Below are 14,302 nucleotides of genomic sequence, written 5' to 3' on the forward strand. Positions count from 1 at the left end.
TTTTACTGACAAAAATACTCCCGCCGGAGGCTCCAGCCCCCTCCGCGCACCCCAGCACCCGAAGTGACGCAATGACAAAAATCGCCCTCATCACCGGCGCCTCCCGAGGCCTCGGCGCCGCCCTGGCCAAGGCACTGGCCAAAACCCACCACATCATCGCCGTTGCCCGCACCACCGGCGCACTTGAGGAAGTGGACGACGTGATTCAGGCCATGGGCGGCACCGCCACCCTCGCGCCCCTTGACATTACCGATGCCGGGGCCATGGCCCATCTTTGCCGTTCGGTCTATGATCGCTGGGGCCACGTGGATCTCTGGGCGCACACGGCAATTCATGCCGCGCCCCTGACCCCGGCCAGCAGTGTCGATGCCAAAGACTGGCAAAAATCCGCCGCCACAAATGCCACCGCAACGGCCACGCTCATCCCCATGGTATCCCCCCTGCTTCTGGCCGCACCCGCCGGTCAGGCCCTGTTTTTCGACGATCCCCGCCCGGGCGAAAAATTCTTCGCCAGCTACGGCGCCACCAAAGCGGCGCAAATCGCACTGGCCCAAAGCTGGCAGCGTGAAACGATCAAAACCGGCCCGACAGTGCATATCCTGACACCGGAACCGATGCCCACCGCCCTGCGCGCCCGGTTTTTCCCCGGCGAAGACCGCGCCCTTCTTTCTGCCCCCGACACCGAAGCAGCCCGCCTTTTGGCCTCTCTCACCGTCTGAGCCGCAAATCCGTGGCAACAGCGCACCTTGAGGGCGCCTTTGCGCCCGAAAGGGGGCTGCCCCGCTTGCCGCTCACGGCTGTGTCCCCTATGAAATATCCAAGGGACAAAGGGCAAACCATGCGCATTCTGATCACGAACGACGACGGTATCAACGCCCCGGGGCTAAAGGTTCTGGAACGCATCGCCACTGAAATTGCCGGGCCAACCGGCGAAGTCTGGATCGTCGCCCCCGCGTTTGAACAATCGGGCGTGGGCCATTGCATCAGCTATACCCACCCGATGATGATCGCCGAACTCGGCCCGCGCCGTGTCGCCGCCGAAGGCTCGCCTGCTGATTGCGTTCTGGCGGCCCTTTACGATGTGATGCCCCAACGCCCCGATCTGGTGCTGTCCGGCGTGAACCGGGGCAACAATGCCGCCGAAAACACGCTGTATTCCGGCACCATCGGGGCCGCCATGGAAGCCGCCCTTCAGGGCCTGCCCGCCATCGCCCTGTCGCAGTTTTTCGGCCCCGACAACCGCGATCTGGATGATCCCTTCGATGCCGCCGCCCTGACCGGCGCCGCCACGGTACGCGCCCTGCTGGAAAAGGGCGCCTGGGATGAAACCGATTACCGGCTGTTTTACAACGTGAATTTCCCTCCTGTCGCCGGGCGTGATGTGCGCGGCCTGCGCGTTTCCACCCAAGGGTTCCGGCGCGACAGTTATTTTTCGACCGAACCCCATCATTCCCCCTCGGGGCGCAAATTTCTGTGGATCAAGGGCGGCGCGCAGACCCCAAGCGCGCCGGGCAGCGATGCCCATGACAACCTTGAGGGTTATACCTCGATCACCCCCATGCGCGCCGATCTGACCGCCCATGACCAGATTGCCGACCTCAGGGTTGCCCTTGGATGATATATGACGCGGAACGCAAGATGCAGTTCCTTTTCGCGCTGCGGTCGCGCGGGGTGACGAACAGCCGCGTTCTGAATGCCATGGAAAAGGTCGACCGTGGCGCTTTCGTGCGCGGTATCTTTGCCGAGCGCGCCTATGAGGATATGCCCCTGCCCATCGCCTGTGGTCAGACAATCAGCCAGCCTTCGGTTGTCGGCCTGATGACCCAGGCCCTTGACGTTCAGCCCCGGGACAAGGTGCTCGAAATTGGCACTGGTTCGGGCTATCAGGCGGCGATCCTGTCGCATCTGGCGCGCCGGGTCTATACGGTGGACCGGCACAAACGTCTGGTGCGCGAGGCGCGCCTGGTGTTTGACACGCTGGGGCTGGCCAACGTCACCGCCTTTGCCGCCGATGGCAGTCACGGATTACCCGATCAGGCCCCCTTTGACCGTATCCTTGTGACCGCAGCCGCCGAAGATCCGCCCGGCCCCCTCTTGGCGGAATTGCGCGTTGGGGGTATCATGGTGCTGCCGGTTGGCCAATCGGACACGGTGCAGAGCCTGATCAAGGTCACGCGACACGAAACCGGATTTGACTATCACGAACTGCGCCCGGTGCGGTTCGTGCCCTTGCTTGAAGGGCTGGGACAAGACGGATGACACAGGACGGATGACATAAACCGGGGCAACGACCCTGGTATTTTCGCGGTAAGGCGCGCACCCAAAGAAGGTGCCGCCATTGAGTTGAGGACGACAGATGGCAGTATTTCCCACCTTTCGCGGGCATCGCACCCTTATGTGCGGCGCGGCCTTGCTGGCCCTTGGGGCCTGTGCCAATTCGGGCTTTGATCTGGATTTGCGCCACACGCTGGGCAACGGGCTGGATACCTCCGATGCCGCGCTTGCCGTGCGCACCGCCGACCGGCCCCGCCCCGACAATCGCGGCGTGATTTCCTATCCGAACTATCAGGTGGCTGTGGCGCAGCGCGGCGATACGCTGGCGGGGGTGGCGCGGCGCGTCGGGCTGCCTGCTGATGAATTGGGGCGTTACAACGGGATGTCGCCGGATCTGACCCTGCGCAGGGGTGAAATCATCGCCCTGCCGCGCCGTGTGGCCGAACCCTCGCCCGCCACCGGATCCACCACCACCGGCCCGATCCTGCCCACCCCTGCCGCAATTTCCAACGCGCCGATCTCCAGCGCGCCGCTGGACGATTCCGTGATTCAGCCGGCGCGCCCGAAAACCACGCCTGCGGCCAAATCCACCCAATCGGGCAAAGAGCCGATCCGCCACAAGGTGACCCGGGGCGAGACCGCCTATTCCATCGCCCGCCATTATGGCATTCCGGTTCACGCCCTGGCCGAGTGGAACGGATTGACCGGAGAACTGGCGATCCGCGAAGGGCAATACCTGTTGATCCCGGTTGCCCTGTCGGCCCCTGCGCCCCTGCCCGAATCCGCCCCCGGCGCCGGCAGTGTGGCACCGGTGCCGCCAAGCGCGGACGAACCGCTGCCCGATGAAAAGGCGACCGCAGCCAAGCCCAAGGAAACGCCGCCCTCGCCGGATTTTGCGGCAGGTCAGACCAAGGCCAGCAGCAGCGCCCGCTTTGTGTTACCGGTGAGCGGGCCGATCATTCGCACCTATAAGAAAGGCAAAAACGACGGGATCGACATTTCAGCCAGCGCCGGTGCGCCGGTACATGCCGCCGATGCCGGCACCGTCGCCGCCATCACCCGCGACACCGATCAGGTGCCGATCCTGGTGCTGCGCCATTCCAACAATATTCTGACGGTCTATGCCGGGGTGGATGCAATTTCGGTGAAAAAGGGCCAGAAGGTGAAACGCGGCCAACAGGTGGCCAAGGTGCGCGGCGGTGCGTCGCCGGGGCTGCATTTTGAGGTGCGCGAAGGCTTTGAAAGCGTCGATCCGGAACCCTACGTCAACTGATCCGCCCCTTGGCGGGGTTTGATCCAAAGGCGTGCCTGCGGCACATTTCATATTTTGCTGGCGCCTGTGGCATCGGTTGCGCCCGGTTTTCGGCTGTTGGCGTGACAGCGTTCAGGCGCGTTTTTTCAAGGTAAGGCGAATGCCATCGCGGCTGCGCACGGTGAGATGGGCAACGGGAACCGGGGTGTGGCCCGGTTCGGGCGCGATCTGCCAATCGGCCAGCATGGTGGCCAGCAACAGCGGCCCTTCGACCATGGCAAACCCTGCCCCGGTACAGACCCGCGCGCCGGCTGAAAACGGGATATAGGCGTTGCGCAGGCATTGCCGCCCGTTATCCGTGGCAAAGCGGGTGGGATCAAACCCGTCAGGATTATCCCACAGCCGGGTATGGCGGTGCAGGTGCCATGGGCTGAGCACGATCTGCGCGCCTTTCGGGGCAGTGCGGCCGCGCATTTCCTCGGGCGATTTCGCTTCGCGCACCATCATCGGGACGGGGGGATAGAGGCGCAAAGCCTCGCGAAACACATCGCGGGTGAATTTGAGGGTCGAGAGGCGGGAAAACTGCGGGTCTTTCATGAAGGCTCGCGCCTCTTGCGCGACCCTATCCTGTGCCTCGGGGTGGGTGGCCAACAGATACAACGCCCAGGCCAGGGCCGAGGCGCTGGTTTCATGACCCGCGAGGAAAAAGATCGCCACCTGATCGACCATCTCAGCGGTGCTGAAGGTATCGCCCGTCTGCGGATCAGCCGTTGTCATGATCTTTGTCGCCAGATCATCGGGGGCGCGGCCTGCCTTGATTTCGGCCATGCGACGGGCGGTCAGATCGGTGATCAGGGCGCGGATGGCCCGCGCCGTGCGTTTGGTGCCACGGCGGTGAAACCGGGGAAACCAGCCGGGGATGGGCAGGAACGCCGCCAAATTCAGGATCGGTTGATTGCGTTGATAGGCGCGGAACTGGTCAAACACCTGCGCGGCGATTTCATGTTCAATGGGGATCGAAAACAGGGTGCGGAAAATCACATCCGCGGCGGCGTGGCTGGTTTCGGGTTCAATGTCGCGCGTCCCCTCGGCAAGGCGCGCACTGGCCGCCTGCCCCGCCGCCAACATCGCCGGAAAGGTATCGCGCAGGCGCCCGCCTTCGAACGCCGGGTCGATGATACGGCGCTGTTTTTGCCAGGTTTCACCGTTGGTCAGAAACACCGAATTGCCCAGCAGCGGGCGCAGCCCCTCGCCAATCCGGTTGGACTTGGGGAAATCCATCGGCCGTTCTTTCAGCACCCGGCGCACCAGTGCGGGATCATTCACCAGATAGCTGCGAAAGAACGGCGTGCGGAATTCGGCCATCCATGCGCGGTAAAGCTTGGCCGGTTGCGCCGACAGGATGTCCTGCCGGAACAGTTTCAGATAACGCCAGAGAGATACCTTTTCAGGGCGCGCGGCAGGTTTGGGCGGAATCATGCGGCCATCGTCGTGTGGCACGAGGCGGCTATGTCGATGCGCGATTTGCTGGGCGCGCGATTGGCATAGCGTTGGCCAAGGGTAAGCGGCCCGGCGGTGATCTGAAAGTAATCGTAATCGCGCGGTGCATCAAAGGCGCAAAGGTATTGAAAATGCAGCCGGAAGAACCGCCAGCGCAGGGCCTTCCATGTTTCGGGTTTCAGGGTTTGGGTAAAGGCTGCGGAAAAGACCAGCGGCCATTTTTGCCGCGCCGGGGCCACGCCCGACACCGCCACCGGATCGCACAGGGCGAAGGCACAGCCATCGCCGGGGGCCGTCACATCGACCCATGTGATGTCATCACGGGCGGATAAAAAATGCAGATCGGCCCGCAAACGGGTGGCATCGGGCAGGAAGCTGACCATTGGGATCACCTGCCCCAGGGACAGGAACGACAGGGCGGGGCCATTGGCCGGCACAAGGCCCTGACGGATCAGATCTGACAGGATCGACACTGCCAGATGGGCCCCCGAGGAATGGCCGACGATCAGCACCTCATCCACATCATCAGCCATGGCATGGGCCACGGCGGCAGTGAATTCGGCCATGCGGCGTTCCAACTCGGGCGGGTTGGCCCCTTTGGTGGCGGCGGAAAAGGCATAATCATGCATCAGATAATAGGCAAAGAATTTGCCATCCTTGGCGCGGAACCAGCGCAGCAGGGCAATGCCCGCCGCCGCCCCGGCGCCCCATGCCACAAGGCGGGCGGCCAGCGCCAATGCCCCCCAGCCCCCCAGCCAACGCAACGCCAAGGGCCGCAATGGCGCACATGACACCGATGGCCAGACCAAGCTGCAACAGCAACATGCCCACGGGATATAGCGCCGCAATCACCGGCCCTTTGCGCAGCCACATAAGCCGACGCAACGCGCCCGAGCCAATATAGGTGCAAGCCGTGCGCGCCAACTGGCCATAGGTGGCAAGGATGCCGGTTTTCATGGACTGGCGCACGATGTCGGACCAGACGAGAACCTCAATATCGGCGTGCACATCGGCGCCGTCAATTCGCGCCGCAACCTCCCAGCCATAAAGCGCGCCCTTGCGCGGTTTCAGCCCGATGTCATAGCCGGAAATCGCCGCCTGTGCCGCGCCCTCTTTGCGATACAGTTCGCGATAGCGGCGGGGGTGAATCGGGTCATACCCGGGGATATAGAACACCCGCCGCCGGGTGACGCGCGATTTGTCCTGGGCCATGGGTGCCATCCTGTTGCGTTGTAACGCAGCATAGCAGGACAGTTTGACGAAATTAAGCCGCCCTAGCCCAGCGTGGCGAGCGCCGGGAAGGTTTCAAGCAACCACCATGAAAACGCGCTGAATGCGCCGGTCAACAGGGCAAGGCCGACGAGGATCAGCAACACGCCCATGGCCTTTTCGATCACGCCCATCCACGGTTTGATCCGGTTCATGACCCCGATCGACCGCTGGATGAACACTGCGGCCAACAGAAACGGAATGCCAAGCCCGGCCGCATAAACCCCCAAAAGGGTTGTGCCGCGTGCCACGCTTGCCTCGCTCGCGGCCAAAGACAGGATCGCGCCCAGTTGCGGGCCAATGCACGGCGTCCAGCCAAAGGCAAAGGCAAGGCCAAGAACATAGGCGCCAAAGGCCGATCCGCCCTTGTCGCCCGCGTCAACCCGCGCCTCGCGGTTGAGCAGGGGAATGCGGAACACTCCAATGAAATGCAGGCCGAAAATGATCACGACCGCGCCCGAGACCTTGGCGAAAATCTCTTGGTTTTGCAGGAAAAACGCGCCAAAGGCCGACGCGGTGAACCCAAGGATCAGGAACACCGTGGACAGGCCCATGACAAAAAACACCGCGGCAATGATGGCGCGGCGGTGGGCGCCGGTCTGTTCCTTCATTTCGTTCATGGTGATGCCGCCCATATAGGCCAGATAGGGCGGCACAATGGGCAAAACGCAGGGGCTGAGGAATGACAGCAGCCCCGCCAGCAGGGCCACGGCCATGGCGGGGATCAGGCCCGCGTCGATGATTTCGATTCCAAACATGGGATTGGCTTAGGGCAACGCGGCGCCAAGGTCACGCGACAACCGCTCACATCCTCGTGGACAATCTGTAGCAATTGGTTAGCTTCAGCTCATGGATAGCTCTGATGACGATCTCGACGCTTTGGGCCTGCTGTGCCCCCTGCCCGTTTTGAAGGCCCGCAAGCGGCTGAATGCCCTGCGCCCGGGGCAGGTTTTACACATGCTGGCCGATGATCCGGCGGCAGTGGTGGATGTGCCGCATTTCTGCGCCGAATCGGGCCATGTCCTGTTGGAGATGAAAAGCGAAGGTGCGGTGCTGGAATTTCTGATCCGGCGCAGCTGAGCGAGGCCGAAACGGAAAAACCGCGCCGGAGTACGGCGCGGTTTGTCATTTTCACAGCCAATTGGCCGGTTTAGCGGCCCAGAGACCACCAGCCGCGCCGCTTTGGCTTGGCCTGTTCATCGCTGCTTTCCTCGGCCAGGGCCGGTTCACGAGCCTGTTCCGGTTCGGGTGCAGGTTCGGGCGCCGCTGCCGGGGCATCGATCATGCTGTCCACGGCCACTGGCGCCTCGGCATCAGGCGTGGGCGTTTCTGCCACCGGCTCGGGTGTTTCAGGGGCAGGTTCTGTAACCGGGGCCTCGGCCAAGGCCTCGGGTTCGGGCGTCGCCTTTGGCTTGGCCCGGCTGCGGGTGCGTTTTTTCGGCGCCGGTTTTTCCGCGACCTCTTCGACGGTTGTGGCCACGGGCGGTTCTTCACCCGCTGCTGCCGCTTCGGCCTCGGCGGCCTTTTCGGCGGCGGTCTTGCGTTTGCGCGGGGCGCGGGTGCGTTTTTTCGGCGCCTCCTCGGCGGCGGGCGCCGCCTCGGGGGTTGGTTCCGGCTCGGTGGTGGTGGTGTCAGCCTCGGCTGTCACCTCGGCCTGTGGTGCAGGCTCGGCTGACGCCTCGCCGTTCTGATCATCATTGGACTGAGTGTCACCATTCTGACCATTGCCCGATTTCCGCCGCCGCCGCCGACGACGGCGCTTTTTCGGCTGGCCTTCGTCATCGGATGGCTGCGGCTCGGGCGCGGCTTCGACCACTGCGGGGGCCTCATCGGCCTCGACGGCCTCTTCGACCGCATCCTCGTTCACCGCGTCGGACATATGCGACGCATCGACCGACACCACGGGCGCCACCTGTTCCACCACCCGGGTGGCTGTTTTGAACTTTTCAACGGTGAAATCGGGGGAAATCAGCGCCGGATCAGCCTCAATCCGGACTGACATGCCATAGCGCGCCTCGATATTGGCGATATGTTCACGTTTCTGGTTCATCAGGAAGTTGCAGATGCCGATCGGCACCTTGACCAGCACCTCTTTGGACCGCTTGCGCACGCCCTCTTCCTCAAGCTGGCGCAGGATGTTCAGGGCCAGATTGTCGTCCGAGCGGATCAACCCGGTGCCGTGGCAGGCATGGCAGGGCTGGGTTGTGGCCTCGATCATGCCCGGGCGCAGACGTTGGCGCGACATTTCCATCAGGCCAAAGCCGGAAATACGGCCCACCTGAATGCGTGCGCGGTCGGTTTTCAGCTTGTCCTTGAACCGTTTTTCGACGGCGGTGTTGTTCTTGCGCTCTTCCATGTCGATATAATCGATCACGATCAGACCAGCCAGATCGCGCAGGCGCAACTGGCGCGCGACCTCTTCGGCGGCTTCAAGATTGGTGTTCAGCGCCGTTTGTTCGATGCTGCCTTCCTTGGTGGCCCGCCCCGAGTTCACATCGATCGCCACCAGTGCCTCGGTCACGCCGATCACGATGTAACCGCCTGATTTCAACTGCACCGTGGGGTTGAACATGCCCGACAGATAGGATTCGACCTGATGGCGCGCGAACAGCGGCATCTGATCCTGATATTGCTTCACGTTCTTGGCATGGGACGGCATGATCATCTTCATGAAGTCCTTGGCCGTGCGATAGCCCTCAACCCCTTCGACGAACACTTCGTCGATCTCGCGGTTATACAGATCGCGAATCGAGCGTTTGATCAGGTCGCCTTCTTCGTAAATCTTCGCGGGCGCGATGGATTTCAGGGTCAGTTCGCGGATCTGTTCCCACATCCGTTGCAGATATTCGTAATCACGCTTGATTTCCGTCTTGGTGCGCTGTGATCCGGCCGTGCGGATGATCAGGCCCGCGCCCTGGGGCACCTCGATGCCGTTGGCGATTTCCTTGAGCTTTTTGCGATCGGCGGCATTGGTGATCTTGCGCGAAATACCACCACCACGGGCCGTGTTGGGCATCAGCACGCAATAGCGACCGGCCAGCGACAGATAGGTGGTCAGCGCGGCGCCCTTGTTGCCGCGTTCTTCTTTCACGACCTGCACCAGAAGGATCTGGCGAACCTTGATCACTTCCTGAATCTTGTATTTGCGCGGGCGCGGCTTGCGCGGACGGTTGATTTCCTCTGCTACGTCCTCATCCGCGACCGATTCGATGTCGTCGTCGCGGTCAGCGTTGGTTTCGGGCGCGTCGTCCTCATCGGATTCGGGGGTTTCGACGGGGGTTTCGGTCACCCGTTCCATGGGCGAGATGCCCTCGTCGTCACTGTCCAGATCGACGACATCCATGCCCTCGATCACCTTGCCGTCGTCGCCGTCGGTTTCCTGCGTCAGCACGGCGTCATCGCTGACCACATCTTCGGCCTTGGGTTTGGAACGGCTGCGCGACCGGCTGCGGCGTTTGGGCTTTTCTTCCTCTTCTTCCAGAGACTTGGCATAGGCCGCCTCTTCTTCGAGAAGGGCAAGCCGGTCAGCGACCGGAATCTGATAATAATCAGGGTGAATTTCCGAAAAGGCGAGGAACCCGTGGCGGTTTCCACCGTAATCCACAAAGGCCGCCTGAAGCGAAGGTTCGACCCGTGTTACCTTGGCAAGGTAGATATTGCCGGCAAGCTGGCGGCGGCTTTCCGATTCAAAATCGAATTCCTCAACCTTGTTTCCGTCCACCACCACAACCCGGGTTTCCTCGGTGTGGGTGGCATCGATAAGCATCTTTTTTGGCATGTTATTATATCTCGCACCGCGCCAAGGCGCCCTCTTGTGGGGGGCGGCATCAGCGGATGTTGTCTGGTAAGGGCGATTTGCGGGCATTCAGACGCAAAAAAGCCGGGTCGTGAACCCCTTGCCTTTCGCCTGCGTAATGCGTCGCGCGTCATCGCGTTTCTTGCTCCGACACCCTGCGGGGTGCCCATTTTACACCCGGCCTTTGCAGGCACGCGGGCAATCGGTTGGCCCGAAGGCCGATCAGCTTGCACCGAAAATACCTGCCGTCACGATCGTGACGGCGCCTTCGGCGCAGTGAATCTCATGGTGGCGGTGTTCACAAGGCGAACACACGTCCAGTGTTCATAGTAAGGGGCGCGGGGCAACAAACACAATGGCCAAAATCGCGCGACGCAGGAATTCCGCGCCGCGCCCGCCCGATCACAGGTAATCTGACCGGCTCAGGTTATATTTGGCCATCTTTTCGTTCAGGGTCCGGCGCGGCAGGCACAATTCATCCATCACATTGACGATGCTGCCCTTGTGGCGGCGCATGGTGTTGTCGATCAGCATCCGCTCAAACGCTTCGACATATTCCTTCAGGGGTTTGCCCTCGGTGGTCATGCCCGGTTCATTTTCTTCGGAATCCGCCATCAGCAGGCTGGAAATCGTGCCGGTGCCACGCCGGTTTTGCAGCACCGCGCGTTCGGCCACATTCACCAACTGGCGGATGTTGCCCGGCCAGGGGGCCTGCAACAATTGCGCCGCTTCTTGCGCCGAAACCTCGGGGGCGTCACAGCCGTATTCCTCGGCGAATTGTTCCGAGAACCGGGCAAACAGCGTCAGAATATCTTCGCCGCGCGCCCGCAGGGGCGGCAGGGTGATTTTCATCGCCGCCAGCCGGTAAAAAAGATCGGGGCGCAGCACGTCTTCACAGGTTTTGCCCTGTTCCTGAAGGTTTGAAATCGCCACCAACCGGGTTTCGGCGGGCGTGCCCTGATCGTTGATCCATGTCAAAAGCCGCGCCTGCAAAGCGGTGGGCAGGGCGTCGATATCTTCCAGCACCAGGGTGCCGCCCCGCGCTTCCTCCAACAACGGCATCTGTTCGCTGCCCGGTTGGCCGAACAGGCGTTCGCCCATGGCATCGGGTTCCTGCCCCGAACAGGACGCCAGCACGAATTTGCGCCCCGCCTTGGCCCCCACCGCATGCAAAGCATGGGCCACCAGGGTTTTGCCGGTGCCGGTTTCCCCGTCGATCAACACATGGCCATCGGCCTGCCCCAGATCGAGGATGTCCTCGCGCAGCCTCTCCATCACCTGGGAACTGCCGATCACCTTGCGCATGATCCCGGTGCCATCGGACAATTCCCGACGCAACGCCCGGCTGTCCAACGTCATCCGCCGCTTGCCCGTCGCCTTTTTGGCCAATTCGGTCATGCGGTCAGGGTTGAAGGGCTTTTCCAGAAAATCAAAGGCACCCACGCGCATCGCCTCCACCGCCATGGGCACATCGCCGTGGCCGGTGATCATGATGACCGGCAGGGACGAATCCACGGTCATCAATCGTTTCAGGAACGCCATGCCATCCATGCCCGGCATTTTCACATCGCTGACCACCACGCCGGGGTAATCGGCGCTGATACCTTTCAGCGCATCCTCGGCCGAGGGAAAGGTTTCGGTGTCGAAACCGGACAGGGCCAACCACTGACTGATTGACTGGCGCATGTCTTTTTCGTCGTCAACAATCGCGATCTTCATTGCCTGAGCCATTGCGGTTCCTATTCTGCTGCCTTGATATTTGTTTCTTCCAAGATGGGGATCTGCATTTCAAATACAGCCCCCCTGCCCGCCCGTTGCGCGCGGTCAGACGCCCGCCAAGGTCGGACACGATCCCCGACGAAATGGCAAGCCCCAGCCCCACACCATCACCCGGCGCCTTGGTGGTGTAAAACGGTTCGAACAGATCATCCAGATTGGCGATGCCGGTGCCATTGTCACGGACGCTGAAGGTGGCTGTTTCACCGGCGGCCAGCAATAATTCGATATGGGGCTGTTCCACATCCTTGGTGGCATCCAAAGCATTGCGCAGCAGGTTGACGATCACCTGTTCCACCCTCAGACGGTCGCCGTTCACCATCACCGGTTCGCGCGGCAGACTCTTGGTGATTTCGATATCGCGCTGTTTCAACTGGGGTTCCATCATCGCCAGGGCACTGCTGAGCGAGGCGCGCAGGTCCATCGGCTCAAACGCCTCGCCACCACGGCGGGCGTAACTTTTCAACTGCCGGGTGATGGCGCCCATCCGGTCGATCAGATCGTCGATCCGCGCGAAACTGCTCAGGGCTTCGTCGGGGCGCTTGCGCTTTAACAACAATCGCGCCCCCGCCAGATAGGTTTTCATCGCCGCCAGAGGTTGGTTCAATTCATGGCTGACCGCCGCCGACATTTCCCCCAGAACCGCCAGTTTGCTGGTCTGTGCAACGGTCTGTTCCGCCACCTCAAGGTTCTTTTCCGCCTTCTCGCGCTCTGCGATTTCCCGCTGCAAGGCAAGGTTCAACTGGCGCAATTCCGCCGATTCCCGCTGAAACAGCACGACCCGGCTCAGGGCCTTGCGGCTGACCAGATAGAATCCGGCGGCCAGCAGCAGGGCAAACACCATGATCTCGATCGCCAGAACACCGTTCACCTGCTCGCGCACCGAACTGTAGGTGGTGAAAGACGCCATGCGCCAGCCCTGAAACGGAATGCGCGCCTCTTGCCGCAACACCGCTTCGCCCAGAAGATAGGCATCGGCCGGCAGCGCGGCCCAGTCGGCGGTGGCCTGCAACGCCCGCTCGATCGCATTGGGCGCGGACCGCACGGCCAGCGCCTCGGCCTCGGTGCGTCCGCGCCAACGGCTTTCGGTGGCCAGAATGATCGTGCCTTCGCTGTCGGTCACGAAAACCGCGTCGGAAAATCCCGCCCAGCTGCTTTCGAATTTGGCCAGATCGACCCCCACGACGATCACGCCGCGCACCTCGCCCCCAACGGAAATCTTGCGGGAATAGGAAAAAATGAATCCACCCGCCTCGGTGCGCACCGTGGTAAACACCGTGTCATTGCTGCGCAGGGCTTCGACGAAAAACGCCTCGTTGCGATACTGGCTGCCCAGAACCTCCCGGTCGGTCGCTGCCACGGTGCGCCCATCCCGGTCCAGCAGCTTGAGCGAGGCCGCGCCGATCTCATCGCGATAGGAAATCAACCGTTGCGTGGATTGCGAAAAATCCGACGAATTCAACGCCCCGATCAACGCCGGATCGCGGCTCAACAGCAGCGGCACGATGCTGGCCCGCTGCAATTCCGAACGCAGGTTACCGATATACAGGGCCATGCGCACTTCGGCGCGGTTGCGGGTGCTTTCGGTAAAGCGTTCGGTCAGGAATTGATTGGTGTACCACACCACCCCAAGCGCCACAGCGATCAGCCCAAGGAACACGCCACGCACCCACCAGCGGCGGATGGAACGTTTGGGGCGATCTGTGGGTACACTGTTCATCAGCGCAGGATACGCCGCCCCGCCCCCCGGCTCAAGCGTCAGGCGTCGGCCATGACCCCCGCCAATGCGCGGAACATCGCCACCCCGTCGATGCCGCCGGTGGCCGCGTCACAGGCGCGCTCGGGGTGGGGCATCATGCCCAGCACCCGGCGGTTGACCGAAAGCACCCCGGCAATATCCCCCGCCGAGCCGTTGGGATTTTCCCCATAGCGAAACGCGATACGGTCCTCCCCCGCCAGCCGCTCCAGCACGTCGGCGTCGGCGGTGTAATTGCCATCATGGTGGGCGATGGGGATCTGCACAGACTGCCCCGCCTCATAGCCTGCGGTGAAATCGCTGTCCGTGGTGGCCACCCGCAATTCCGCGTCGCGGCAGATAAATTTGATCCCCGCGTTGCGCATCAAGGCCCCCGGCAGAACCCCGGTTTCCGTCAACACCTGAAACCCATTGCAAATACCAAGGGCATAGCCCCCGCGCCCGGCATGGTCGATCACCGCCCGGCAAATGGGCGAACGCGCCGCAATCGCCCCACAACGCAGGTAATCGCCAAAGGAAAATCCACCCGGAATGCCGACAATATCAATCCCCTCGGGCAGGCCGGTTTCCTTGTGCCAGACCATGGACACATCCATGCCCGCGCCCTCAAAGGCGACGGCAAGATCCCGGTCACAATTCGACCCGGGAAAGACGATGACGGCAGCTTTCATATCACGCC

The 14,302-nt window shown here is 62.2% G+C and carries 10 protein-coding genes and 2 pseudogenes; 5 read left to right on the forward strand and 7 right to left on the reverse strand.

Annotated features, from left to right (window positions below; translation table 11 throughout):
* Positions 1–71: 71 nt before the first annotated feature.
* The 4 genes from AC0L7P_RS16240 (at position 72) to AC0L7P_RS16255 (ending at position 3,547) form a co-directional block, all read left to right on the forward strand.
* Positions 72–719 carry an SDR family NAD(P)-dependent oxidoreductase gene (locus tag AC0L7P_RS16240; RefSeq protein ID WP_473433663.1) on the forward strand — a complete coding sequence of 216 codons (648 nt, stop codon included), beginning with the start codon at positions 72–74 and terminating at the stop codon, positions 717–719.
* A 119-nt stretch (positions 720–838) separates the two neighbouring features.
* Complete coding sequence (surE, locus tag AC0L7P_RS16245) at positions 839–1,618, forward strand: 5'/3'-nucleotidase SurE (RefSeq protein WP_473433664.1); 780 nt, start codon at positions 839–841, stop codon at positions 1,616–1,618.
* Complete coding sequence (locus AC0L7P_RS16250) at positions 1,615–2,259, forward strand: protein-L-isoaspartate(D-aspartate) O-methyltransferase (protein ID WP_473433665.1); 645 nt, start codon at positions 1,615–1,617, stop codon at positions 2,257–2,259. Before surE ends, AC0L7P_RS16250 begins: the two co-directional genes overlap by 4 nt.
* 97 nt (positions 2,260–2,356) lie before the next feature.
* Positions 2,357–3,547, forward strand: coding sequence for a peptidoglycan DD-metalloendopeptidase family protein (locus AC0L7P_RS16255; RefSeq protein WP_473433666.1), 1,191 nt, complete (start codon positions 2,357–2,359; stop codon positions 3,545–3,547).
* 111 nt (positions 3,548–3,658) lie between these two features.
* On the opposite strand, the gene AC0L7P_RS16260 is transcribed toward AC0L7P_RS16255, so the two are convergent.
* The 3 genes and pseudogenes from AC0L7P_RS16260 to AC0L7P_RS16270 form a co-directional block, all read right to left on the reverse strand.
* Complete coding sequence (locus AC0L7P_RS16260) at positions 3,659–5,005, reverse strand: cytochrome P450 (RefSeq protein WP_473433667.1); 1,347 nt, start codon at positions 5,003–5,005, stop codon at positions 3,659–3,661.
* A pseudogene (locus AC0L7P_RS16265) lies at positions 5,002–6,238 on the reverse strand (hypothetical protein). Before AC0L7P_RS16265 ends, AC0L7P_RS16260 begins: the two are co-directional and overlap by 4 nt.
* A 62-nt stretch (positions 6,239–6,300) precedes the next feature.
* A complete protein-coding gene (locus AC0L7P_RS16270) occupies positions 6,301–7,053 on the reverse strand; it encodes a cytochrome c biogenesis CcdA family protein (protein ID WP_473433668.1) in 753 nt (250 codons plus the stop codon).
* Positions 7,054–7,144: 91 nt separating this feature from the next.
* On the opposite strand from AC0L7P_RS16270, the gene AC0L7P_RS16275 reads away from it, so the two are divergent.
* Positions 7,145–7,375, forward strand: coding sequence for a sulfurtransferase TusA family protein (locus AC0L7P_RS16275; RefSeq protein ID WP_473433669.1), 231 nt, complete (start codon positions 7,145–7,147; stop codon positions 7,373–7,375).
* Between the two features lie 70 nt (positions 7,376–7,445).
* Here AC0L7P_RS16275 and AC0L7P_RS16280 read toward each other — a convergent pair whose 3' ends face one another.
* From AC0L7P_RS16280 to purQ, 4 genes and pseudogenes are all read right to left on the reverse strand, one after another.
* Complete coding sequence (locus tag AC0L7P_RS16280; protein WP_473433670.1) at positions 7,446–10,073, reverse strand: Rne/Rng family ribonuclease; 2,628 nt, start codon at positions 10,071–10,073, stop codon at positions 7,446–7,448.
* 420 nt (positions 10,074–10,493) lie between these two features.
* A complete protein-coding gene (locus tag AC0L7P_RS16285; protein ID WP_473433671.1) occupies positions 10,494–11,822 on the reverse strand; it encodes a sigma-54-dependent transcriptional regulator in 1,329 nt (442 codons plus the stop codon).
* Between the two features lie 8 nt (positions 11,823–11,830).
* Positions 11,831–13,587 (reverse strand): annotated as a pseudogene (locus AC0L7P_RS16290) (sensor histidine kinase).
* A gap of 38 nt (positions 13,588–13,625) precedes the next feature.
* Positions 13,626–14,294 (reverse strand): phosphoribosylformylglycinamidine synthase subunit PurQ, encoded by a 669-nt coding sequence (gene purQ / locus AC0L7P_RS16295; protein WP_473433672.1) that lies wholly within the window; start codon positions 14,292–14,294, stop codon positions 13,626–13,628.
* Between the last annotated feature and the right edge of the window lie 8 nt (positions 14,295–14,302).

Source organism: Oceaniglobus sp. K40-3 (assembly GCF_055808395.1).